At 44.4% G+C, this 24,238-nt stretch carries 23 protein-coding genes; 14 read left to right on the top strand and 9 right to left on the bottom strand.

What is annotated here, in order from left to right; genetic code table 11:
• Together AB6735_RS10130 and AB6735_RS10125 are read left to right on the top strand one after the other, a co-directional pair.
• Complete coding sequence (locus tag AB6735_RS10130) at nt 1–801, top strand: hypothetical protein (RefSeq protein ID WP_370995810.1); 801 nt, start codon at nt 1–3, stop codon at nt 799–801.
• A gap of 34 nt (nt 802–835) precedes the next feature.
• The gene (locus AB6735_RS10125) at nt 836–1,720 is read left to right on the top strand and encodes an AraC family transcriptional regulator (RefSeq protein ID WP_370995809.1); all 885 of its coding nucleotides are present in this window, start codon (nt 836–838) and stop codon (nt 1,718–1,720) included.
• Between the two features lie 522 nt (nt 1,721–2,242).
• Here the strand turns inward: AB6735_RS10125 and AB6735_RS10120 are convergent.
• A complete protein-coding gene (locus tag AB6735_RS10120) occupies nt 2,243–2,707 on the bottom strand; it encodes a helix-turn-helix domain-containing protein (RefSeq protein ID WP_370995808.1) in 465 nt (154 codons plus the stop codon).
• 48 nt (nt 2,708–2,755) lie between these two features.
• Here AB6735_RS10120 and AB6735_RS10115 point away from each other — a divergent pair, with 48 nt between their 5' ends.
• Nucleotides 2,756–2,971 (top strand): putative PEP-binding protein, encoded by a 216-nt coding sequence (locus AB6735_RS10115; RefSeq protein WP_370995807.1) that lies wholly within the window; start codon nt 2,756–2,758, stop codon nt 2,969–2,971.
• Nucleotides 2,972–3,103: 132 nt separating this feature from the next.
• Complete coding sequence (locus AB6735_RS10110; RefSeq protein WP_370995806.1) at nt 3,104–4,759, top strand: M28 family metallopeptidase; 1,656 nt, start codon at nt 3,104–3,106, stop codon at nt 4,757–4,759.
• 149 nt (nt 4,760–4,908) lie between these two features.
• On the opposite strand, the gene AB6735_RS10105 is transcribed toward AB6735_RS10110, so the two are convergent.
• The 3 genes from AB6735_RS10105 to AB6735_RS10095 all read right to left on the bottom strand — a co-directional run bounded on the left by AB6735_RS10105 (nt 4,909) and on the right by AB6735_RS10095 (nt 6,264).
• Entirely contained in the window at nt 4,909–5,271 is a 363-nt protein-coding gene (locus AB6735_RS10105; RefSeq protein ID WP_090473867.1) for a TM2 domain-containing protein, read from the bottom strand.
• A gap of 278 nt (nt 5,272–5,549) precedes the next feature.
• Nucleotides 5,550–5,858, bottom strand: a complete 309-nt coding sequence (locus AB6735_RS10100) for a DUF2752 domain-containing protein (RefSeq protein ID WP_370995805.1) — start codon at nt 5,856–5,858, stop codon at nt 5,550–5,552.
• Complete coding sequence (locus AB6735_RS10095) at nt 5,851–6,264, bottom strand: DUF4199 domain-containing protein (RefSeq protein ID WP_370995804.1); 414 nt, start codon at nt 6,262–6,264, stop codon at nt 5,851–5,853. Before AB6735_RS10095 ends, AB6735_RS10100 begins: the two co-directional genes overlap by 8 nt.
• Before the next feature lie 323 nt (nt 6,265–6,587).
• Here AB6735_RS10095 and mfd point away from each other — a divergent pair, with 323 nt between their 5' ends.
• Entirely contained in the window at nt 6,588–9,944 is a 3,357-nt protein-coding gene (gene mfd, locus AB6735_RS10090) for a transcription-repair coupling factor (RefSeq protein WP_370995803.1), read from the top strand.
• 164 nt (nt 9,945–10,108) lie between these two features.
• Nucleotides 10,109–10,633, top strand: a complete 525-nt coding sequence (locus AB6735_RS10085) for a transposase (protein ID WP_370995802.1) — start codon at nt 10,109–10,111, stop codon at nt 10,631–10,633.
• 166 nt (nt 10,634–10,799) lie between these two features.
• On the opposite strand, the gene hpt is transcribed toward AB6735_RS10085, so the two are convergent.
• Nucleotides 10,800–11,336, bottom strand: a complete 537-nt coding sequence (gene hpt, locus AB6735_RS10080; protein ID WP_370995801.1) for a hypoxanthine phosphoribosyltransferase — start codon at nt 11,334–11,336, stop codon at nt 10,800–10,802.
• 154 nt (nt 11,337–11,490) lie between these two features.
• On the opposite strand from hpt, the gene AB6735_RS10075 reads away from it, so the two are divergent.
• Both AB6735_RS10075 and def read left to right on the top strand, forming a co-directional pair.
• Nucleotides 11,491–12,717 carry a M16 family metallopeptidase gene (locus AB6735_RS10075; RefSeq protein ID WP_370995954.1) on the top strand — a complete coding sequence of 409 codons (1,227 nt, stop codon included), beginning with the start codon at nt 11,491–11,493 and terminating at the stop codon, nt 12,715–12,717.
• Nucleotides 12,718–12,740: 23 nt separating this feature from the next.
• The gene (def, locus tag AB6735_RS10070) at nt 12,741–13,313 is read left to right on the top strand and encodes a peptide deformylase (protein WP_370995800.1); all 573 of its coding nucleotides are present in this window, start codon (nt 12,741–12,743) and stop codon (nt 13,311–13,313) included.
• Nucleotides 13,314–13,427: 114 nt separating this feature from the next.
• On the opposite strand, the gene AB6735_RS10065 is transcribed toward def, so the two are convergent.
• The 3 genes from AB6735_RS10065 to AB6735_RS10055 form a co-directional block, all read right to left on the bottom strand.
• A complete protein-coding gene (locus AB6735_RS10065; RefSeq protein WP_370995799.1) occupies nt 13,428–14,120 on the bottom strand; it encodes a hypothetical protein in 693 nt (230 codons plus the stop codon).
• A 60-nt stretch (nt 14,121–14,180) separates the two neighbouring features.
• Nucleotides 14,181–14,459, bottom strand: coding sequence for a NifU family protein (locus AB6735_RS10060; RefSeq protein WP_370995798.1), 279 nt, complete (start codon nt 14,457–14,459; stop codon nt 14,181–14,183).
• 128 nt (nt 14,460–14,587) lie between these two features.
• Complete coding sequence (locus tag AB6735_RS10055; protein ID WP_370995797.1) at nt 14,588–15,667, bottom strand: Mrp/NBP35 family ATP-binding protein; 1,080 nt, start codon at nt 15,665–15,667, stop codon at nt 14,588–14,590.
• A gap of 117 nt (nt 15,668–15,784) precedes the next feature.
• Here AB6735_RS10055 and AB6735_RS10050 point away from each other — a divergent pair, with 117 nt between their 5' ends.
• The 4 genes from AB6735_RS10050 to AB6735_RS10035 all read left to right on the top strand — a co-directional run bounded on the left by AB6735_RS10050 (nt 15,785) and on the right by AB6735_RS10035 (nt 20,051).
• The gene (locus tag AB6735_RS10050) at nt 15,785–18,031 is read left to right on the top strand and encodes a transglycosylase domain-containing protein (RefSeq protein WP_370995796.1); all 2,247 of its coding nucleotides are present in this window, start codon (nt 15,785–15,787) and stop codon (nt 18,029–18,031) included.
• A gap of 194 nt (nt 18,032–18,225) precedes the next feature.
• Nucleotides 18,226–18,591: a PleD family two-component system response regulator gene (locus tag AB6735_RS10045; RefSeq protein WP_370995795.1), complete on the top strand. Its 366-nt coding sequence runs from the start codon at nt 18,226–18,228 to the stop codon at nt 18,589–18,591.
• Nucleotides 18,592–18,664: 73 nt separating this feature from the next.
• Nucleotides 18,665–18,895, top strand: a complete 231-nt coding sequence (locus AB6735_RS10040) for a hypothetical protein (RefSeq protein ID WP_370995794.1) — start codon at nt 18,665–18,667, stop codon at nt 18,893–18,895.
• A gap of 172 nt (nt 18,896–19,067) precedes the next feature.
• Nucleotides 19,068–20,051 carry an NAD-dependent epimerase/dehydratase family protein gene (locus tag AB6735_RS10035; RefSeq protein WP_370995793.1) on the top strand — a complete coding sequence of 328 codons (984 nt, stop codon included), beginning with the start codon at nt 19,068–19,070 and terminating at the stop codon, nt 20,049–20,051.
• Nucleotides 20,052–20,310: 259 nt separating this feature from the next.
• Here the strand turns inward: AB6735_RS10035 and serS are convergent, their stop codons facing one another.
• A complete protein-coding gene (serS, locus tag AB6735_RS10030; RefSeq protein ID WP_370995953.1) occupies nt 20,311–21,582 on the bottom strand; it encodes a serine--tRNA ligase in 1,272 nt (423 codons plus the stop codon).
• A gap of 111 nt (nt 21,583–21,693) precedes the next feature.
• Here serS and rsmI point away from each other — a divergent pair, with 111 nt between their 5' ends.
• Nucleotides 21,694–22,416, top strand: coding sequence for a 16S rRNA (cytidine(1402)-2'-O)-methyltransferase (gene rsmI, locus AB6735_RS10025; RefSeq protein ID WP_370995792.1), 723 nt, complete (start codon nt 21,694–21,696; stop codon nt 22,414–22,416).
• Between the two features lie 178 nt (nt 22,417–22,594).
• Complete coding sequence (gene lnt, locus AB6735_RS10020) at nt 22,595–24,223, top strand: apolipoprotein N-acyltransferase (RefSeq protein ID WP_370995791.1); 1,629 nt, start codon at nt 22,595–22,597, stop codon at nt 24,221–24,223.
• Nucleotides 24,224–24,238: the final 15 nt, after the last annotated feature.

Below are 24,238 nucleotides of genomic sequence, written 5' to 3'. Positions count from 1 at the left end.
ATGAAATTTAATACCCCTATATTTTTAATTGCCGGCGTGCTGCTTACGGGCAGCACGCTAAAGGCCCAGGTGGTATTGAAAGCTGATGGGAGCCATAATGCCTATAAGCAGATCTCCCGTGTATTAGGAGGTGATGCCTGTGAAGTACCTGATTGCGTACATCCGGTTAAACATATTACAGAGGCGTTTGATAAACAGCTGAACGAGTACGTGTTTGTTTTTCACAGCCATGTTAAGGAAGATAATGACCGCTGTAAAAACTTCGACCGGGAACGGGTAGAGATCAAAACCTACGGTCCATCTGCCGCTAAGCTGAAGGGCGAACTGGGCGAAACGGTTGAGTACAAATGGAAATTTAAAATAGACAGTGGCTTTAAAGCCCAGCACACATTTACGCACATCCACCAGATCAAAGCTGGCGATGGCGATGCCGGGGCGCCGATCATCACCTTTACGCCCCGGTTTGGCCAACCCGATCAGTTGGAGGTTATCCATACCGGAGCGGAAAAAGCAAGTTCGCAGGGCATTTTGACCAAAGTAAACCTGGCCGATTTTAAAGGGGCCTGGGTTGAGGCAACGGAAACAATGCATTATGACACTCACGGCAGCTACACTGTGATCATCAAACGGGTGGTAGACGGCAAAATATTATTGAATTATACCAATAAGGATATTGACCTGTGGAGAAAAGGTACATCATTTTGCCGGCCCAAGTGGGGAGTATACCGTAGTTTGAAAAGCGCGGAATATATCAGGGATGAGGATGTTTGTTTTGCCGATATCTCTATCCGGGAGCAATAGTTTTTGTTTTGATAACCAATTAAAAGCCAATTGAATGAAGCCACAATTACTCAAAGTATCAGCAGGTCCTGCTCAGTCCTTTAGTGTACGACAAGACCTTATCCCATGTGTTAATAACAGGTGGCACTATCACCCGGAAATTGAGCTGATCCATTTTAAAAAAGGAAGCGGAACGCAGTTCGTAGGTGATAATATCAGACAGTTCAACGCTGGAGATATGGTGATTATCGGGGCTTATCTGCCGCATTACTGGCGATTTGACGACGTCTATTTTTCAAAAGAAGAAACAGCTCCTGTTGATATCCGGGTGGCTCATTTTTGCGAAAACTTTTGGGGCAACGGGTTTTTAGAGCTGCCCGAAAATAAGATGATCAAAACGGTGTTGGAAAAAGCCCGGCGGGGGATACAGATTACAGGCAGAGCAAAAAAAGCAATAGCCGAAATCATGGAAGATCTGCTTAGCGCCGAAGGTTCAAAACGGATCATCCTGTTGATGGAAGCGTTAAGCATTATTGCCGGGTATGATCATGCCGATATCTTGTCGTCTATAGGTTTTAGCCCGAATGTAGAGAAAGCCGGGAATGATTGCATCAACGTGATATATGAATACTCACTGGCTAATTTCAAAAACAAGATCCACATGGATGAACTTGCCGATCTGGCAGGGATCAGTCCAAACTCCTTTTGCCGTTATTTTAAATCGCGCACGCGTAAAACCTATTCCAAATTTTTACTGGAGATCAGGGTAGGGCATGCCTGCAAATTACTGATCGAAAACAAGCTACCCCTGAAACAGCTCTGCTATGAAAGCGGGTTTAACAACTTCACCAATTTTCATAAGTACTTTAAGCAGATAACCGGTAAAAGCCCCTTGAACTATCAGAAAGAATTTATCCATACAAAAACCAGTTCATGGTAGGGGAGGATAAAATAAGTTCGGGAAAACTCCCGGAGCGTACCTTGTCCCCTTCCGTTGAAGGGTAGGGCGCAGAGCCAGCCTGTAATGCTTCGAGAGAGCTACCATGAAGTGTCTCCCCCATGTCATTGTGGAGAGAACGACGCAATCTCATCGCATGTATGAACACGATGAGATTGCCACGCTATCGCTCGTATGACATGATTTTTATTTGTTTTAAAACCCCCTCCCGTGGAGCTACTGTGTGGACACATCTTTTCAATGCACTAATAGTTAAAAAAAGCTGCTCCAGAGGAGCAAAATGTCGGTAGCAATAATAAAAGTTAACCTCTTTTAGTGCCATAGGTACTACACTAACCGACTTAGGGTCTATTAATGCATTATTATTTGCCCCACGAAGTTAAAAAGTGACGTACCTACGGCACGTAAAAATTTCTTTTGATCCTTCTTCTACCGACATTCAGCCCCTACAGGGCACATTAAAAGATGTGTCCACACAGTAGCCAAAGGAGAGGGTGGTGAGGTCTACAAATACCGCTGAAACTCTTTCCTTACTGCCAAAGGTTTTTTACCGGTGATAGCTTTAAAGTGCCGGTTAAAATTGGAGAGGTTGGAGAAACCCGATTCATAACTGATGATCACGATGCTGTAGTCCGTTTCTTTCAGCAGCTTACAGGCATGGTTTACACGCACTTCCAGCAGAAAATCAAAATAGCTTTTATGCACCCGCGATTTAAAATACCGGCAAAAGGCATTGGGCACCATATAAATAACCGCGGCAATTTCCTTTAAGGTAATAACCCGGTGAAAATTATTAAGGGTATAAAGGTAAATTTTGGTGAGCCGGGTTTCATCGCCCGCGTTAAAGGTATGCTGCTGTATCTGCGGATTTATGGAGCGGTATTCCCGTTCGCTGGCAATAGGCGCCAGTAATTGCATTAATAAGGGTATCCTTTCGCTGGCAGGGGCATTAAGTAACTGATTTAACAAAACCTTTAATCGTGTACGCAGGCCTCCCTGAAACGCGAGGCTGTAAAAATGATGATCTCACAGTTGATAAAAGCGGCAAAAACGGCCGGGATCAAGGTGGGGATCTGCGGTCAGGGCCCATCAGATTATCCCGATTTTGCCCAGTTCCTGGTGGAAGAAGGCATCGACAGTATCTCCATAACCCCCGATTCGTTCCTGAAAACCGTTGAAGCGATTAAGAAAATAGAAGACCAGGCTGCCTATCAACAGAGACAGATAGCCTGAACATTTTACAGTACCGACAAATAATAACAAGGCGACCCCAAATGGTCGCTTTTATTGTTTTCACGGAGTGTCTATGCTTGTACTAAGCATTTCCTTTAACTACATTTGAAATAAACACATTAATTATCCCTAATGAAAAACAAATACCATTACCTATTAGCCATAAGCGGCATTGCTCTGCTGGCCGGATGCAGCCAGAATGACAAAGGCAGCAAAGAAAGCGAAAAAACCATAACCCCCGATGAAATCAAATCGCGCATCGCGGTGCTGGCAAATGATTCGCTCCTGGGTCGTAAGCCTTTTACCGCAGGCGAAACCAAAGCTGTTGCCTATATCTCTTCTGAGTTTAAAAAAGCCGGACTTGAACCCGGCAATAACGGCAGTTATTTACAGGATGTACCTATGGTAGAGATCACCAGCCAACCATCCGAAACCATGGAGATCAGCGGTGGTAAATCGCCTATAACGTTGCACAAGCTAACAGATTTTGTAACTTTTAGCCGCCAGGAAGTGGATGCGGTACAGCTTAAAAACTCTCCACTTGTTTTCGCAGGTTACGGTGTTGTTGCCCCCGAATATCACTGGAATGATTATGCCGGTCTGGATGTAAAAGGCAAAACCGTGGTGGTATTGGTAAATGACCCTGGCTTTAAAAGCGGCGACCCAACCATATTTAAAGGCGACACCATGACCTACTACGGTCGCTGGACCTACAAATTTGAAGAAGCCGCCCGTCAGGGTGCTGCAGGTGTTATTATTGTGCATCAAACAGAACCGGCCAGCTATGGATGGGAAGTAGTATCCAACAGTAATTCGGGTGCCAAGCTTTACCTTACTCAGAAAGATAAACACATGTCGCGCTGTAAGGTGGAAGGCTGGATCACGGAAGATGCCGCTAAAAAACTCTTTGCTGATGCAGGCATCACCGGCGATTTGCGCGCCATTGCCCGCAGCAAAAGCTTCAAGGCCGTTCCGCTTAACAGGTCGGTTTCTTTAACTATCAATAATAAGCTTAAATATTCTACATCGCATAATGTTATCGGCACCATCAAAGGCAGCACATCTCCCGGCGAATATATTTTATATACCGCCCACTGGGACCACCTGGGTATTGGCAAACCCGATGCCAAAGGCGACAGCATTTACAACGGCGCGGTGGATAACGCCAGTGGTGTAGCGGCTATCATCAGCGTAGCCAAAGCATTTCAGCAGGCTAAAGAAAAGCCTAAGCGTTCTATCGTATTTTTAGCGGTAACCGCTGAGGAACAAGGCTTGCTGGGTTCTGAGTATTATGCCACTCACCCGGTTTATCCGCTCAACAAAACCATTGCCGATTTGAACATGGATGCCCTGGGCAGTTACGGCGAAACCAAAGACATAGCCATTACCGGCAAAGGCCAAAACGACCTGGAAGATTATGTGGCCGATATAGCTAAACAAGATGGCCTTACTACCGTTGGCGACCGTCATCCGGGTGCGGGCAGCTATTACCGGTCGGATCATTTTAACTTTGCCAAACTTGGCGTTCCGGCGCTGGATATCAACAATGGAAGTATAAGCAAAACACAAGGCGCATCCTATGGGGAAGACAAGCAAAAGGAATACAATTCGCAACGCTACCATCAACCAGCGGATAATTACAGTACCGACATGGACGCTACGGGTATGGCCCAGATAGCTGATATTCTTTACAGAATAGGCACCAAACTCAGTAACGAAACCACATTCCCTGGCTGGAAACCGCACTCGGAGTTTAAGGCGGTGAGGGATAAGGCACTGGCTCATTAGTTCATTTGTTCACTGGTTCATTAGTATTAACTATGGTTTATCAGCATTTCCCAGTGAACTAATAAACAATAAAAAAATCCACCCCGTAACAGAAGGTGGATTTTTTCATTGTATATATATAGTGAAACTATCATCCCCAAAGGGCTTATTTAGTTGCTCATTTTAGCGATGTTGAAGCTTTCAAAAGCCATTTGTTTGTTATAATCGGTAGCGATGTTTTTGTAATTGATCAGATCGACAATGGTACCGATAAAGCAAAAGCCGGCGGTAAAAAAGTAAACCAGACCCATGCCTATCTGGTCGGTCATGAAGCGTTGCACACCAGATACACCTACAAAACCAAGTAAAGTAGCCAGCATAATATCCTGCGGGTTTCTTCTTTTACCGCCGTAAATATTTATAAAATACCGCTGTTGATTTTCTGTTAGTGATGCTGTTGCCTGTTGTAAAAAGGAAAACTCCTCAGGTGTCATTCCGTCGAACATCATATATGGATTTGGGTAAGTGTTCATTTTAGTAGCTTTTAAGGTTATCGTTTGTTTGATGATATAAAGGTATTGCGAGAAGCAAAACAAGCCTATGGAAAACTGGTTAGCAGCAGGAACAAGTCGGTGAGTGGAGAAATTTTAACGGTGAAAAAGATTCTTCAATGTTCCTCTTTGTCTCACTCATCAAGCGTCATTGCGAGGTACGAAGCAATCCCTAACTGTACAGAGTGGCTCTGCATATCGGGGATTGCTTCGTACCTTACAGTAATGACACGCGGAAAAGAAAGATTATCCGATAAAACTCAGACAAGACGGTCAAACCTTCGCCCAAAACCCAGCCTGTCCTTGCCCAAAACATAGATCCTGTGAAAAATAACGATGACTGCGGGAATGCCCAGCCAGTGGGCATGAAAGGAATTGCGGATATCGCCATGAAACAAATAAATAATAGAATGCCCTAGTCCGCAGCCGGGGCACCACTTGAAGCCCATGAGTTTTAAAGGACACAACGTAAAATGCGATTCGGCGCCTGGCGTACTAAACGCCAGGGCCAGCATGGCCGCTACCCAGAAAACCAGTTCAAAATATTTTGAAAAGAGCCTTTTAATCAACCTTGTTCGCTTTGTTATGGAACAGTAAAGATACGGCAAATGCCAACAGCACCCCCACCAGCAAAGCGCCGAATATACGGCCCGAAGAGGCCTCAATTACATTGCTCATGGATACATGCGCGTAGCTAAAATATAATATGGTGGCAAAAACGGTTACAATACCACCAGCAATTAATATCTTAAAACTTTGTATCAGGGCTTCTAAAAACCCCATCTGACCTTTACAGTCGTTTTTACGATAGCTGTAGATCCCTATAAATAATCCAAGGGCCGGGATCAGAAATGAAAAATACTCCAGTGTGGCCACTTTTTCGTCGGTTGGTGAAATACCCGAACCGTGCATTACCAACATCCAAATTCCACTTAATACGCCAATGATAATACCCCAAATAATTGCATTCTTCATGGTTATAAAATTAGGTTAAAACAATAGGTAGCTTATAATGATAAGTTTATTGAATTTACCATTAAAAAGTAATAATTCATAGAGATTGTTTTATTTGGAATAAGATTTTTAAGAACAAAGAGTAAGGACTTTGGGAGTAAGGAATAAAACCATCCTGGTTACTGACTTTTCCGAAACAACATATAAAAATCATTTGCTCTTTAAATCCTTATTCCTTGCTCCAAAAATCTTTGCTCCAAAAAATCTTTGTTCCCTCGGTCCTTGTTCCAAAAATCCTTACTCCCTTCTCTCCACAAATCTTTTTCCGTACATTTGCATCAGTTTTGAACATCCGTGATATTTTAGACAGATACAAAGCTGATGACAGGATCAAAGCGTTGGCAACAGCCCTTAACGCTTCCAAAAATCCAAGAATACAGCTACGTGGTTTAGTCGGGTCAAGTGATTCGGCCATGGCGGTAGCATTGTATTTTTTGCAGCACAAGCACATGGTACTTGTACTGCCCGACCGTGAAGAGGCCGGCTATTTTCAAGCAGATCTGGAAAACCTTACCGGTAAAGAAGCCTTACTTTTTCCATCATCCTATCGGAAACCATTTGAATTTACGCAGCCCGATAGCAGCAACGTACTGGCCCGTGCCGAAGTACTCAACGAGCTTAACCACTCTAATGAGTTTGGGCAATTAATTGTTACCTACCCGGAAGCGCTTGCCGAAAAGGTGATCGACCGCTCATCGCTGGAAAAAAACACCCTCGAGATAGCCGTTGGCAGCAAGCTGAGCATTGAGTTTATCAATGAATTTTTAATTGAGTATGATTTTGACCGGGTTGATTTTGTGTACGAGCCCGGGCAATTCTCTGTTCGCGGTGGCATTGTTGATATCTTCTCGTTTTCACACAATCTGCCTTACCGGGTGGAGTTTTTTGGCGATTTTATTGAGTCGATCCGCACGTTCGAGATCGAAAGCCAGCTGTCTGTTGAGCAGGTTAAAAGCATTACCATTGTACCCAATGTACAATCCAAATTTTTAACAGAAAGCAATATATCCCTGCTGGAGTATGTGGAGCCCGGCACCCAGGTATGGATAAAAGACGTACAGTTTACGCTTGACATTATTCAAACCGGTTTTAAAAAGGCGGTTAACCTGTGGAAGGCGCTCTCTGCCGAAGAAAAAACGCAGAACCCTGAATGGATAGATCCTAAGTTTGGCTTTACCGATGAAAAACTGATAGCCGACCAGCTGTTTGATTTCCCGGTGGTGGAATTTGGTAAACAATTCTTCTATCAGCCTACGGCCTCTATCAATTTTGATATGCGACCTCAGCCGTCGTTCAATAAGGACTTCACGCTGCTGATCCACAACTTTAAAAACAACGAGGCCGATAAGATCGAGAATTTTATCCTCACCGATTCTGCCCGGCAGGTAGAGCGTTTATATGCTATTTTAGACGATCTCGACAAGACCGTAAAATTCACTCCCATCAGCGTTTCTATTCGCGAAGGTTTCGTGGACCATGAACAAAAACTGGCCTGCTATACCGATCACCAGATATTTGACCGCTACTATAAATACAAGCTTAAAAAAGGTTACCAGCGCTCGCAGGCCATCACGCTCAAAGAACTGCGCGACCTGAAACCCGGCGACTACGTTACTCATATTGACCACGGTATAGGCAAATACGCCGGTCTGGAAAAAGTAGAGGTTAACGGTAAACAGCAGGAGATGATCCGCTTGATTTATGCTGATAACGATCTGCTGTATGTGAACATCAACTCGCTTAACCGCATATCCAAATACAGCGGCAAAGAAGGTACTGTGCCCAAGATGAATAAACTGGGAACCGATACCTGGGAACGTCTTAAGAAAACAACAAAAAAAAAAGTTAAGGACATAGCCCGCGACCTGATCAAGCTTTACGCCCTGCGCAAGGCCCAGCAAGGCAACGCCTTTTCGCCCGATAGCTATCTTCAAACCGAGCTGGAAGCCTCGTTCCTCTACGAGGATACACCGGATCAGGAAAAAGCCACTGCCGACTTTAAAAAGGATATGGAATCGCCGCACCCGATGGACCGCTTGATTTGCGGGGATGTGGGTTTTGGCAAAACCGAAGTTGCCGTACGTGCAGCATTCAAGGCCGTGGCTGATAGCAAGCAGGTGGCCATATTGGTACCAACTACTATTTTAGCCGCTCAACACTACAAAACATTTACTGACAGGCTCAAGGGCTTTCCGGCCAATATTGATTACATTAACCGGTTTAAAACAAGCCGGCAGATCAAGGATACTTTAGAGAAGCTGAAAGAAGGCAAGGTAGATATCATTATCGGCACACACCGCCTGGTGAGCAAGGATGTTAAGTTCAAAGACCTCGGATTGATGATCATTGACGAGGAGCAAAAATTCGGCGTATCAACCAAAGAGAAACTGAAACAAATGCGTGCCAATGTGGATACGCTGACGCTTACCGCTACGCCTATCCCGCGTACGCTTCACTTTTCGTTGATGGGGGCGCGCGATCTTTCTATCATATCTACCCCGCCACCAAACAGGCAGCCGGTAGTTACGGAGCTGCATGTATTTAACGATACGCTGATCAAAGAGGCCGTGGAGTTTGAACTGGAACGTGGCGGACAAGTATTCTTTATCCATAACCGCGTGGCCGATCTGCCGCAACTGGGTGGTATGATCCATAAATTGGTACCCAAGGCACGTGTTGGCATAGCTCACGGGCAACTGGAGGGCGACGCGCTGGAAGATGTGATGCTGAAATTTGTGAACCACGAGTATGATGTGCTGGTGGCTACTACCATTATTGAAGCCGGGCTGGATATTCCGAACGCTAATACCATCATCATCAATTACGCCCACATGTTTGGCCTGAGCGATCTGCACCAGATGCGCGGTCGTGTGGGGCGAAGCAATAAAAAAGCTTATTGTTATTTGTTAAGCCCGCCATTATCCACATTAACCAGCGAGGCCCGCAAACGTCTGAGTGCCATCGAGGAGTTCAGCGACCTGGGCAGTGGCTTCAACGTGGCCATGCGCGATCTGGACATCCGTGGCAGCGGAAACTTACTTGGCGCCGAGCAAAGCGGTTTTATTGCCGAGATCGGTTTCGATATGTACCATAAGATTCTGGATGAAGCCATACAGGAATTGAAAGAAGATGAATTTAAAGGCGTTTTCCCGGATGATAAACCCCGTCCATTCATTTCCTTTACCCAGATTGATACCGACCTGGAGATCCTGATCCCCGATGAATACGTGACCAATATCTCTGAACGCTATAACCTGTACACTGAACTATCCAAGCTCGAGAACGAGGCCGAACTATCTGCTTTTCAGCAACAGTTGCATGACCGTTTTGGCAAAATACCACCCCAGGTTAACGATCTGCTGAACACCATGCGGATGCAATGGCTGGGCAAAGCTATCGGCTTTGAAAAGATCTCGCTTAAAAAGAATGTATTGCGAGGCTATTTCATCAGCAACCAACAATCGGCCTATTTCGAGTCGGATGCTTTCCGCAATGTGCTCACCTTTGTACAAAGCAATATGCGCCGAACCAATCTCAAAGAAGTAAAAAACACCCTGCGCCTGAGTATTGAAGGCGTAAACAGTATTGATCAGGCTGTTTTGTTCCTGAGTGAGATAGCGGGTATGGTTGGAGTTGATTAATTAAGCGGTTAAATACCTCATCTTTATAACGCATATTCCCCCTTTTCAAGGCAAAAGAGGTTTGTGAGGACACAAACCAGGGGTAGACCATTTTTTCACCGCTGCCTGTGTCCTCACAGGCAGCTTGCTTACTTCCTTGCCACTATTTTTCGTAATTTCCATCTATGGAATTAAATGGCGTTTACTTTTATACTGCAACTATTTTTGACTGGATACCACTTCTGCGTACGGAAAAGTTTAAACACATTGTGTTAAAGAGCCTGATATATCTTATTAAAAAAGGAAAAATAAAAGTTTATGGTTTTGTAATTGTGCCTAATCATATACACTTGATATGGGAATGCCTGGAAACGAATGGCAAGGAAATGCCACATGCCAGTTTTATGAAGTTTACCGGACATCAATTTTTAGAAGCTCTCTGGGAGGACAGCGATGCGCTTCTCCGAAGATTCAAAACGGATCACAATAGCAGGAATTATCAATTTTGGCAACGAAATTCATTGCCTATAAAAATAGCTGACAGAAAAATGCAGGAGCAAAAATTGGATTATTTACATCTTAATCCATTACAGAAACACTGGGATCTGGCTGACGATCCTAACAACTATTATTTTTCATCCTGTTCTTTCTATGAGCAGGATGATCCAAAATTTAATTGGCTAACTCATTATATGACGATTTATGAGTAATTGCAAATCGGTTTGTGAGGACACAAACCGCGGGGAAAGGAGGCATCCAACATGCATGGCAAACACCATAAACGTGGAATACTTAACAAATGAGATCCCGAAATAAATTCGGATGACCTCATATAGTTCAAATCCGAAATCGAACATCCCAATTCCGAATTTCAAACTACACCTTCTTATAAATATCTCTCAGATTCCTGCCCATTTCCTGGTAATCCAGGCCATAGCCTACTACAAATTCGTTCTCAATCTCAAAGCCTACATATTTCAGCTCTTCAATAGGGCTCAGTAAAGCTGCAGGTTTCAACAATAAAGAGCATACTGCAATAGATGACGGGTTACGCTGTTTCAATTTATCAATGAGGTAATGCAGCGTATTGCCGGTATCTACAATATCCTCAATGATCACCACATCGCGGTCTTTAATATCCATGATCAAATCAATATCATCACGTATCTTGAGCTTACTGGTAGTACCGCCGTAATAGGAAGCCAGTTTGGTAAAGGCAATTTCGCAAGGCCTGTCAATTTGTTTAATGAGGTCGGCTATGAACAAAAAACTGCCGTTCAGCACGCCAACAAACACAGGAATGCTATTTTGATAATCGGCGTTTAACTGCTGACCAATAGCTGTTGTACGTTTTATTATAGATTTTTCGCTGATAAGGGGTTCAAATTCAAGATCGGCAATTTTAATTTTCATAAGTGGGGGCTACTTTTATGTTTGGGGGCATTTTAAACTCGGTATGTTAAGTAATTACATACGCATGTACGATTTTTTGCCCTAAAATAGTATAAATCGCTTACAATAGCACCAAAATAATTATACTGCATATAACGTATCTTTGCACCTCATGATCGATTATCAGGCATATACCTTACCCAATGGCATCCGCATATTGTACAAGCACGCGCCCTTTGCCATAACCCATTGCTGTTTTATTGTAAATGCCGGCTCGCGCGATGAAGGAGAGCGACAGGAAGGCCTTGCCCATTTTATTGAGCACCTGTTGTTTAAAGAAACCGAAAGGCGCAGCACCAGCCAAATTTTAAATCGGCTGGAGTTGGTAGGTGCCGATCTGAATGCTTATACCACAAAAGAATATACCTGTATACATGCGTCGCTGCTTAACCAGCATCTGGAGCGCTCAATGGACTTATTTGAAGATATCTTGTTCCACTCCACTTTTCCGGAGGATGAGCAGGAAAAAGAAAAGGGCGTAATTCTGGACGAGATAGCCTCTTACCTCGACCAGCCCGAAGAAGCCATACAGGACGATTTTGAAGAACTGCTTTTTAAAGGTCATCCCATGGGTAATAATATTTTAGGGACGACCGAATCTGTTGGAAGAATGAATGGCGACGATATCCGTGCATTTATCCAGGCCAATTACAGCACCTCCGAAATGGTATTTGCCGTTCATGGTAATTATGATTTTAAAAAGATCATCAAACTATCCGAAAAATACTTTGGAGGCATCCCTGCGCATCATCCTCAAAAAAACAGGATAGCGCCGCTGGCCAACCAAAATGGCATTCATATTATTAAAAAACCGATATCGCAAACGCATTGTATCATTGGCAACCAGGCTTATTCATCATCCCATCAACATAAAAATGGTCTGTTGCTGCTTAATAACTTGTTAGGCGGCATGGGTATGAGCAGCCGGTTGAACTTGGAGATCCGCGAAAAGTATGGTATTGCCTACACCATCGAGTCAAACTATACCGCGCTTACCGATACCGGCATTTTTTCAATTTACTTCGGAACCGATGCCGAAAAAGCCGAAAAAGCCTCTCGTCTGGTACATAAAGAATTAAAAAAATTGCGCGAGCAAAAACTGGGTACCTTGCAGCTGCACCAGGCCAAAGAAAAGTTTATTGGGCAAATTGCGCTGGCCGAAGAGAACCGCATGAGCCTGATCATATCAATGGCAAAAAGTTTGCTTGATTTTAACCACATTGATACGCTGGACGATGTTTTTGCCAAAATAAATGCCGTAACAGCCGATCAGTTATTGGAAATAAGCAACGAAATTTTTGATATTGACAAGCTAATTACACTGAAATTTGAACCTAAATAAGAATAAACCTGTATTTTTGTAAAATGAAGTATCCTATCATCGCCTACGGAGATCCTGTTTTAAGGAAAAAAGCAACAGCCATTGAACCAGACGAGTACCCGCATATCAAAGAATTGGTTGAAAACATGTTTGAAACCATGTATGCCGCCCACGGTGTTGGCCTGGCCGCCCCGCAGGTGGGAATGTCTATGCGTTTGTTTGTGGTTGACGCTTCTGTTTTTAGTGATGATGAGCCTGAACTGAAAGACTTTAAAAAAGTATTTATCAACGCTACCATATTAGAAGAAACCGGTGAAGAATGGGGCTTTAACGAAGGCTGCCTGAGCATACCGGATATCAGGGAAGATGTGTACCGCAAACCCGTGGTAAAACTATCTTATTACGATGCGGACTGGAAACATTACGAAGAAACCTTCAAAGGCCTTGCCGCACGCGTGATACAACATGAATATGACCATATTGAAGGCAAGCTTTTCACCGATAAATTAAGCCCGCTGCGCAGACGTCTCATTGAGAAAAAGCTGAACGATATTTCAAAAGGGATGGTTGATGTTGACTACAAAATGAAATTTCCGGCCGTTAAAAAAGGGCGATAGGCTAAGTCGTAAGTCTGGGGTCTTTAGTTCTAAGTTAAAACACGAATATGTTTTTTTGACTTCAACTACATTGTTCCAAAAGAGACTTAAGACTACTTACTCAGAACTTAAGACTTAATTACTGCTGCTTTTATTATCAGAATCGGTTATCTGTTTAATCAAACTCCCCCATGCAAACGGGTTAAGCAATGGATTCGGTGTGAGGGAATGCGAATTCAGGATAGTGTTATGCATACCCTGGGCCGTAGCTGACTGTATCTCCTGAGCATCGCGGGGTAATACGTTTCCTAAGGCAACCAGCGTAGTACGGCTGATGTTTTTACGCGCTATCTCCAGGTCGTCATCAGCCAGTTTTACCGCTAAAAAGTCTTTCTTAAACTCATCAGTAGTGGCCCATGGAAACACATGAAATGTGGGTAGATTAATGATCTGTGCTTTCAGATTAACTTGTAGCGTATAGCTTTTATTGGGCACATTGGAGGGAATAACAACGGTTACCGGTCCGTATCCAACGCAGGTAAAACGCAGGGTGTCCTGCTCATGCACCACAAATGAAAAATAGCCTTTATAGTTTGATTGCCCTGCCGAATTATGCGCCGAAGTATTGGTTATGGTAACATAAGGCACAATAACATTTAAGCTGTCGGCATTATGTACTACACCTGTAAACTGCACAACGGGCCTGTCATCATGCTTTTGTGCAAAGGCCCCAATTGTCGCAAATAAAAATAATATGGCTATCAGATATTTCATATACCAATCACCTTTCCCGGATATATTACAGGCTACGCCCGGAAAAAGTTTCAAAACTTTAACAAAAGTACGTTAATGCAGTAAATAAGACCGGCATTTTAACAATACTTAACATTATCTCAAATTTTGAGGGAGCACCGCATTAGGGTCGTCAATGTCTGTTAGGTTGATAGCCTCAATGCCGGTTACTTCAGGAACGGCTTTTTTAATAGCCTGTTCAATGCCGGCTTTAAGCGTCATGATGCTCATGGGACATGAGCCGCATGAACCCAACAATTTTAATTTAACTACACCTTCAGGGGTAATCTCCTCAATCGAAACATTCCCGCCATCAGTCTCCAAATACGGACGGATGGTATCTAAGGCTGTCTCTACTTGACTTAATAAACTCATTTTAACTAAATTATAATATAAAGTAAAGTTACAACAATTTGTTTATTTGTTCATCTGTTTATTAGTTCATTGGTCTTAACCATGTAATCTTACCTAATTAATCATCAGACACAAACAAAACCTGTGAACTAATGAACTAATGAACCAACTGCTTTCGCGTTTGAAATAGCTACCTGTTGCGCCACGCGGCTGGCCATTTCCAAAAATGCCTGCGTCATCACCCCATTTTCTTCCAGTATGGTTGGCTTGCCCGCATCGCCAGAGTCACTTATACTCTTTACTAACGGAATTTCTCCTAAAAATGGTACATCCAATTGCGCGGCCAGTTTTTGCCCGCCACCTTGTCCAAAAATATAATATTTATTTTCGGGCAGCTCGGCAGGTGTAAAGTACGACATGTTTTCGACCACGCCCAGTATCGGCACGTTAATGGCAGGCATTAAAAACATGCCTATTCCCTTTTTGGCATCGGCAAGCGCCACGTTTTGCGGCGTAGTTACAATTACCGCTCCCGTAACCGGGAAAGTTTGTGTAACCGTAATATGTATATCGCCGGTTCCGGGTGGCAGGTCTATTACCAGGTAATCCAGTTCGCCCCAGTCGGCGTCATTAAACAGTTGTTTTACCGCGGTTGATACCATCGGTCCGCGCCAAGGCACGGGCTGATTCGGATCTGTGAAAAAGCCGATGGACAACAATTTGATGCCATACTTTTCAATCGGCTCAATTCGTGTTTTGCCATTAACCTCGCTGGCCTGGGGGCGTGCGCCCTCTAAACCAAACATAATAGGGACAGATGGCCCATAAATATCCGCGTCTATCAAACCCACTTTAGCTCCGGCTTTAGCCAGGCCCAATGCCAGGTTTGCCGCTACCGTTGATTTACCCACACCACCTTTGCCAGATGCTACCGCTATAATATTTTTAACGCCGGGAACACCGGTGTTTTTTTGCGAGGTAACCCTCGAGGTCATATTGATGTTCACCACAGCCTCTTTGCTTATGAAGTGGCCGATGGCGTTACGGCATGCATTTTCTATCATTGCTTTCAGCGGACAGGCCGGCGTGGTCAGTATCACCGAGAAGCTAACGTTGTTGCCATCTATATGAATATCCTGTATCATGTTCAGCGTAACCAGGTCTTTTTTCAGATCCGGTTCTTCCACATTGCCCAGGGCTTGTAAAACTTGTTCTTTGGTAATTATCATAATATTATGGCAAATTTATGAAAACAGGTCGTTGATTTGCGTTTGCTAAAGAAACAATTTGCAGAAACAACCGTTTGCAGGGGATAAGATTTAGTTTAGTTTTGGAAAAATTTACACATGAAGCGTCTTAATCCTAAATACATACGCATAGCCGCATTTATACTGATCCCCTTATTGCTTATCCTTTTAATAGGCGGCTACATTGCCTATTCCAAGCGCGAGGCCTTGCTTCAAAAAGCTATCAGCAAAGCTAAAGCAAAAGCCAGGAGGGATTATAATTTAGATGTAAAAATAGGTTCGGCCCATTTTACAGGCTCCAGTACGGTAGCATTCTCTGATATCTCGATAGTGCCCGAACAGCGCGATAGTTTACTGAATATCAAGAACCTGGTGGTAAGCGTTAAGCTGCTGCCGCTTATTGTTGGCGATATTAAACTGGCCGATGTCTCCCTGCAGGATGGTTTCATTAATCTCACCAGCGTAAAAGGGGTTAAAAACTTCGATTTCCTATTTAAAAAGAAAAAAGATACTACCGCCACGCATGATAAGGTTGACCTGGCTGACCTGGCCGATCATCTGATTAACGAAGTGCTTTACAAGATCCCCGATAACCTGCACCTGAATAATTTTTTGATCTCTTTTAGGGACGATAGCACCAGGCTGAAGCTACTGGCCAAAACCGCCCTGATCAAAGACGGCAACCTCACCTCGACCATTGATGTGGATAATGGCGCCGCCACCTGGCATATCGCTGGTAAAATGCACCCATCGGATAAGGACATCGACGTAAAATTGTATGCCGATGGCAAAAAAGTGGAGCTGCCGATCATCCAAAAAAAGTTTAAGCTTGTATTAAATTTCGATACCATCAGCACCCGGCTTACCAAGGTGGAGCACAGCGGCGGCGAAACAAAAATTTATGGTTCCTGGGCGGTGCACAATCTTCTTATCAATCACCCTGGCTTATCATCAGATAACATTGTTTTCCCTGATGCATCCATCGATGCTAATGTATTTGTAGGTAGCAATTATGTATCTGTCGACAGCTCATCGCTTATCCATATTAAAAAGCTTACCGCGCATCCTTTCATCAAATACACGCTGAACCCAGTAAAAATATATGAGCTTAAGATCAATACCGGCTGGTTAAACGCCTCAGATATTTTCGACTCCTTCCCATCCGGAATGTTTGATGCCCTGAATGGTATACAGGTTGCGGGCAAGCTCAACTATGCGCTCAATTTTTATATGGATTCATCCAGGCCCGATGATCTTCAATTTGATTCGCGCCTGAGCAAGGATAATTTCAGGATAGTGAAGTATGGCAAAACCGACCTGACCAAGCTGAATAGCACATTTGTTTACACTCCTTATGAAAAAGGCAAAGCCATGTCGCCGCATGTCATTGGGCCCGAAAACCCGGAATTTACACCACTGGAACAAATATCGCCCAATCTGCGCAATGCTGTAATGACGGCCGAAGACCCATCTTTTTATACCAATCACGGTTTTGTGGATGAAGCTCTGCGTAAATCGCTGGTTACCGATTTTAAAACTAAAAAGTTTAAACGCGGCGGTAGCGGCATATCTATGCAGCTGGTAAAAAACGCCTTTTTAAGCCGCGAAAAAACGCTTGCCCGTAAAATTGAAGAGATCCTGATCGTTTGGATCATCGAGAACAACCGCATCATGACCAAAAACCGGATGCTGGAAGTTTATTTCAACATTATTGAATGGGGGCGCGGTATATACGGTATATCAGAAGCCTCGCATTATTATTTTGGCAAATCGCCATCAGAACTTACTCTGGGCGAAAGTATTTACCTGGCCAGTATTGTACCCTATCCAAAGGGTGGCCTATACGCTTTTCAGCCCGATGGCACGCTTCGTCCCGGCCTCCATGGGTACTTTAATCTCATCGGTAAGTTAATGGCGCAAAAGGGTTATACGGCACGGGATACCAACGCATACGGTTTTTATAGTGTTCGTCTGCGGGAAAGCCTGCGCCGGAGTATCGCGCCGGTGGATACGGCCACTGCCGATAGCCTGATGAAGCAAAGCGACGACAATGAAGTGATGCCGGTATTGGAAGACCCGGTAAAAAAACCAAACTTCTTTCAGCGTCTTTTTGGTAAAAAAGATACCACGGCTAAAAAAGCAGAAGAACAGGAAAAGATAAAGGAGAAAAGCGCTAAGGAGAAATTAAAAGAGCAAATTGAGGCTCTGAAACAGGAGTATAAATTAAAAATAGACAATATTGATACCACGGGCAAAACCCGGAAAGACATAAGACAGGAAAAACGGCGCCTGAGAAAAGAGCAGGATGATAAAGAGGACGAGTTGAAGCAAAAGGCCAATTTATAGCTTGTACATGGTGCCGCTGTAAATTAGATGTTCATCCACATATAATTAAGAGTCAAGAACCAGGAGTTAAGGCTATAACAAAGTCCTTTCCTGACTCTTGACTCTTATATCTTGCCCCGCAGCACCCTTCTCGTAAAACCAAGGGAATCAATGGCATGGCCTTTGCATACCTGTTCCCATGACGAATTAGGATCATGGCAAAGAAAATACTGATAGTTGACCGCAATGGCCTGATGGTGGAGGTAATGGCATACATATTAACCAGTAATGGCTATGAGGTAATTACCCTTGACAATGCCACCCATATATTTAGCAGTATCCGCCAAAACCATCCGGATTTGATTATTCTTGATGCCGTTTTACCAGGTATAGATGGTATAGATGTATGCCGCCTGCTCAAATGGAATAAAGAAACCCAAACGCTCCCTGTAATTATTTGCACCGACATTGAAGACACCGAAGGTCTTTTAAAACAGGAAGGTGCGCCTGATGATATTTTGCACAAACCCTTTGGTATAAATAACCTGATAGAAGTGGTTGGGCACCAATTGGTCGCTTGAGCATCCTCCACTGTTTTCTTTAAAATGCCCGATTTAACTACAACAATTGTATATTTACCCCGAGGAGAAAAAGATGGGTCTGCCACTACGAATAACATATAACGATACCGACCACGTTTACCAGATAAACACAACGCCGATCAGTAAAGCCACTACAGAGCTTGAAATATTATTAAACGGCGAAAAAATAACCCTTCAAAAAGATATCCGCGGAGCATGGATACAACAGGGAGACGGTCCGCTGATTGATCCGGAATTGGCTCAGGCATTAGGCCGGTCTGTATCCCTGCGGTTCAGGATGTAATTATTCTTCTATGAGTTTTCCCGGTCAGCTATACGTAGAATAAACGCTACATAATCTGATTTTTCCTATACAAACCTTCACTAAGGATCATTGGCCCTTTTTTATCGCGTCTGTAAACCTGCATTTATCGCGCTTCATTGATTTTATAAAGTAAACCTGGTATTTTTGTTTCATGAGTATTCTTGTAACCGGAAGCGCCGGTCATCTGGGTGAAGCCATTTTGCGAACCTTGAAGGCACAGGGCCGGCAGGCACGGGGTGTGGATATCAAAGCTTCGGCTTTTACAGATCATGTAGGGTCAATAACAGACAGGAATTTTATCCGCGGTTGCCTCAAAGATATACAGGCGGTGATCCATACTGCAACGCTGCATAAACCGCACATCGCCACCCATACCAACCATGATTTTATTGACACCAATGTTTCGGGCACGCTAATATTGCTGGAAGAAGTTGTAGCTGCCAGGATAAGCGCCTTTGTTTATACCAGCACTACCAGTACATTTGGCGCGGCTATGAATCCCGCTCCCGGTGAGCCTGCGGCCTGGATCACCGAAGAGGTAACGCCCATACCCAAAAACATTTACGGTGTAACCAAAATAGCCGCCGAAAACCTGTGTGAAATGTTTGCCCGCAAACACAACCTGGGTGTTGTAATATTACGAACATCGCGGTTTTTCCCGGAAGCAGATGATGATGCCGCGGTAAGAGGAAAATACAGCGCGCCAAATGTACAAGCCAACGAATTGCTGTATCGCCGGGTAGAAATGGAAGACGTGGTTGACGCGCATATCCTGGCGATTGAAAAAGCCCGGGCTATTAAGTTTGGGCGTTATATCATTTCGGCAACAACACCATTTACAAAGGAGGATTTAGCCATGCTTCACACCAATGCCCCGGCGATAGTCAAACGGCTCTTCCCGCATTATGAACAACTCTTCGCCACCCAGCAGTGGACCATGTTCCCGCATATTGACCGGGTTTATGTGAACAGCCGGGCCCTTAATGAACTGGGATGGCGACCCAAATATGATTTTGCCCATGTACTGAAATGCCTTAGCGCAGGTACGGATTTCAGAAGCCCCCTATCCCGCGAAGTTGGCAACAAAGGCTACCATGATACTGTTTTTGAGCAGGGGCCCTATCCTGTTGAATAGTTACAAAAAGCGGGTTTGTATTTTTTATGATTAACATCTATATAGCTGCTAATCAGTAATTTAAATATGTATTCCTGTATGTTATATATAAACCCACTCAGGGCCTCTTGAAATGGGCCCTGAGTTTATATCGGACCCAACTATATTCCTCAGGGTTCCCTTCGTTCAGTTGCCTACGTCGTACCTGCTCGTATGGAATATTTGTTCTTTTATTATAGCAATGACGCGTGGAGTAATCGGGTAAATTGAAGGAGGTTATTTAATCAATCCACTCAAACCTGGTATATGGTACCAATGCATCCGGTATCCTGATGCCTTTTTCGGTCTGGTTATTTTCCAGCAGGGTGGCCACAATGCGGGGTAACGCTAATGCGCTGCCGTTGAGAGTGTGGGCCAGCTGGGTTTTACCTTCGGTATTGCGGAAACGCAGTTTAAGGCGGTTGCTTTGGAAAGTTTCAAAGTTGGATACAGATGATACTTCCAGCCAGCGTTGCTGCGCGGCGCTCCAGGTTTCCATATCGTAAGTTAAAGCAGAGCCAAAACCCATATCGCCGCCGCAAAGGCGCAATACACGGTAAGGCAAGCCCAGTTTTTGCAGCAGACTCTGTACATGGGCGCTCATCTGTTCCAAAACCTCATAGGAGCGGTCGGGCTGTACTACCTGCACAATCTCCACCTTATCAAACTGGTGCAAGCGATTCAGGCCGCGTACGTGCGCGCCGTATGAACCGGCCTCACGGCGAAAGCATGGTGTATGGCCGCAGTTTTTTACCGGCAGGTCTTCACCTTTCAATATCACATCGCGGTACATATTAGTGATGGGCACTTCGGCTGTTGGTATCAGATATAAATTATCAACACCAACATGATACATCTGCCCTTCCTTATCCGGTAATTGTGATGTGCCGAAGCCAGATGCTTCGTTCACCATCAATGGCACGCTTACTTCGCTGTAGCCCGCTTTTTCGGCCTCGTCAATAAAAAAGTTGATGAGGGCACGCTGTAATTTTGCGCCTTTATTTTTATATACAGGGAAGCCGGCGCCGGTTATTTTAACACCCAGCTCAAAATCAATCAAATTATATTTTGCGGCCAGTTCCCAGTGCGGCAAGGCATCGGCAGGCAGCGCGGGTTTTGTGCCGTTTTCCAATACCACTTCGTTTTCCTCGGGGGTTAAACCTTTGGGTACGGAGCTATGTGGCAGGTTGGGTAATAATACCAGTTTTTGATATAATTCTTCTTCTATAAAAGCCAGCTGATCGCCCAGCTTTTTGATATCCTCTTTCCAGGCGCCTGTTTTGGCTTTAATGGTTTCTGCTTCGTCTTTTTTACCGGCACGCATCAGATCGCCTATTTGTTTGGCGGCAGCATTGGCCTCGGCCGAAACGTTATCCATACTGGTTTGAGTTTGACGGCGTTTATCGTCTAACTGAATTATTTCATCAACCAGTTCGGTCTGTTTAAAATTTTTTACAGCCAAACGTTCTAAAACCTGTTCCCGGTTATCGCGGATATAACTAACTTGCAGCATTATTTTATTTTTAGGCAAAGATATAATTAGTTCATGGTTCATAGTTCATGGTTCATGGTTTTTTGTTCTTGAACCATGAACTATCATCTATGAACTACGAGCCATACAACCATGAACGAAAAAGGTAAACTATACTTAGTACCCACCCCAATAGGCAACCTGGAGGATATTACCTTGAGGGCCATACGTATTTTGAAAGAGGCCGACCTGATATTGGCTGAGGATACGCGCACATCGGCGCCATTGCTGAAACATTTTGATATCCACCAGAAAGTTTTTTCGCACCATCAGCATAATGAACACCAGTCATCCAACGAGATCGTGAAATTTTTGCTGGAAGGAAAAAACATCGCCCTGATATCTGACGCGGGAACGCCGGCCATATCCGATCCGGGTTTTTACCTGGTGCGCGAGGCCCTGAAATTTGATATCGCGGTAGAATGCCTGCCCGGTGCTACGGCTTTTGTGCCAGCCCTGGTGAACTCTGGTTTCCCGACGGATAAGTTTTGTTTTGAAGGATTTTTGCCGCTGAAAAAGGGCCGCCAAACCCGTTACAAATTTTTGGCCGAAGAGGAACGCACTATAATACTATACGAATCGCCGCATCGTTTACTGAAAACATTGGACGAAATGGCGACTTATTTTGGCGCCGACCGCCAATTGTCCATATCGCGCGAGCTCACTAAAATGTTTGAGGAAACCGTTCGCGGTACCGTAGCCGAGGTAAAGCTGTATTTTGAAACGCACCCCGTAAAAGGCGAATTTGTGATTTGTGTAGCAGGCGCCGAAGCTAAAACATCAAAAAATAAATATAAAGACGACGAAGAGGAATAGACCTCACCCAACCCTCTCCTTTGGAGAGGGCTTAAAAACAAAAAAATATATCATTGCGAGGAGGAACGACGTGGCAATCTCGTAGCTATTCTCACGAATGAGAACGCGAGGAGATTACCGCGCTACGCTCGCAATGACATGGGGTTTTCTTTCCAGACCGATATGATATAAATAACAAATGAAAAAAAATCTTCCTTTAGCCATACTTTCCGGATTGTTGTTGTGGATAGCATGGCCGCCTACGCCTTATACTACCTTTTTGCTGTTTATTGGTTTTGTGCCCATGCTGCTGGCGATGGAAAACATCATTCAATCCACATCGGCCAAAAAGGGAAGGCAGATATTCAACGTAACCTTTATTGGTTTTTTTATCTGGAATGTAGGCTCTGTTTACTGGGTGTACAACGCCCTAAAAATAGTGGGCGACCTTGTGGCTATTCCCATTACGCTAATCCCGTATTCGCTGGGGCCGTTGCTCATGGCCCTGGCCTGTTGGTTGTATTATCGTTTACGACTGATAACCAGCCGGGGCTGGAGTTTGGCTGGTCTGGTTTGTTTATGGATAGGCTATGAGTACCTGCACCAGAGCTGGGACCTGAATTTTCCCTGGATGACTTTGGGTAACGGGTTCGCGGTGAGCCATCAGTGGATCCAATGGTATGAGTATACCGGCGTTTATGGCGGTACCATCTGGGTATGGGCAGTAAACATACTGGCTTTTTTAATTTATGTGGGCTTGCGTGAGGCACAGGCAAAAAAACTACGCTTGAAACTGATCAGCGCGTTTGTACTGACTATTTTGTTACCGCTTAGCTTTTCGTTATTTACTTATTACAATTATACTGAGCAGAAAAATCCATCGAACGTGGTGGCGGTTCAGCCCAACATTGATCCTTATGGAAAGGAGGGAGATATCCCCGCCAACCTGCAGATCGATATCATGATCCATCTGTCGCGGAGTGTGGCCCAGCCCAATACCGAGTTTTTTTTATGGCCGGAAACCGCCATCCCGGAATATATGAATGAGGATGGTATCAACAGCAATATTTACTTTAAACAGGCGCAATATTTTTTACGCAAATACAAAAACAGCACTCTGATAACCGGGGGCGAAACCTACCGTTTCTATAATTCACAGGCTACCCCAACGGCCAGCCCCACACAGCAGCCCGGCGTATTCGCGGATAATTTTAGCTCGGCTATCGCGATTGAAAACAGCGGCAATGTGCAGTTCTATCATAAATCGCGACTGGTTCCGGGTGCCGAAGCCTTACCTTTTGGCAACGCGTTATCATTTTTAAAGCCGGTATTTGCACACCTGGGCGGGGCTACGGGCGCTTATGGCAGTCAGCCCGATGCGGGGGTAGTTTACTCACAAAGTGGTATTGGCGCCGATCCGGTGATCTGTTACGAATCTATCTTCGGGGGTTATGTAGCACGTTCGGTACAAAAAGGGGCGCAGTTCATTGCCATAATTACCAACGATGGTTGGTGGGAAAATACATCGGGTAAAGACCAGCACCTGGATTATGCCAAGTTGCGTGCCATTGAAACCCGGCGCTGGGTAGCCCAATCTGCCAATACAGGGATATCGGCTTTCATTAACCAGCGCGGCGACATCGTGCAGCAAACCAAATGGTGGACCCAGGCTGCCATAAAACAGGATATCAACCTTAACTCGGAGCTTACTTTTTATGCAGAGCATGGCGATTACCTGCCCAAAGCCGGAAGCTTTATAGCTGTTTTGCTGATCGGGTTTGTGGTGGTGAAAGGGAGGTTTAGGAAGAAACAGATTGCTGCTGTATAAAGCTGTCTAAATTTG

The organism is Mucilaginibacter sp. RCC_168 (genome assembly GCF_041355315.1).
In the GTDB taxonomy this organism is placed as follows: Bacteria; Bacteroidota; Bacteroidia; order Sphingobacteriales; family Sphingobacteriaceae; genus Mucilaginibacter.
The sequence above is the reverse complement of the archived record's forward strand: the minus strand, read 5'-3'. Positions and strand labels throughout refer to the sequence as shown.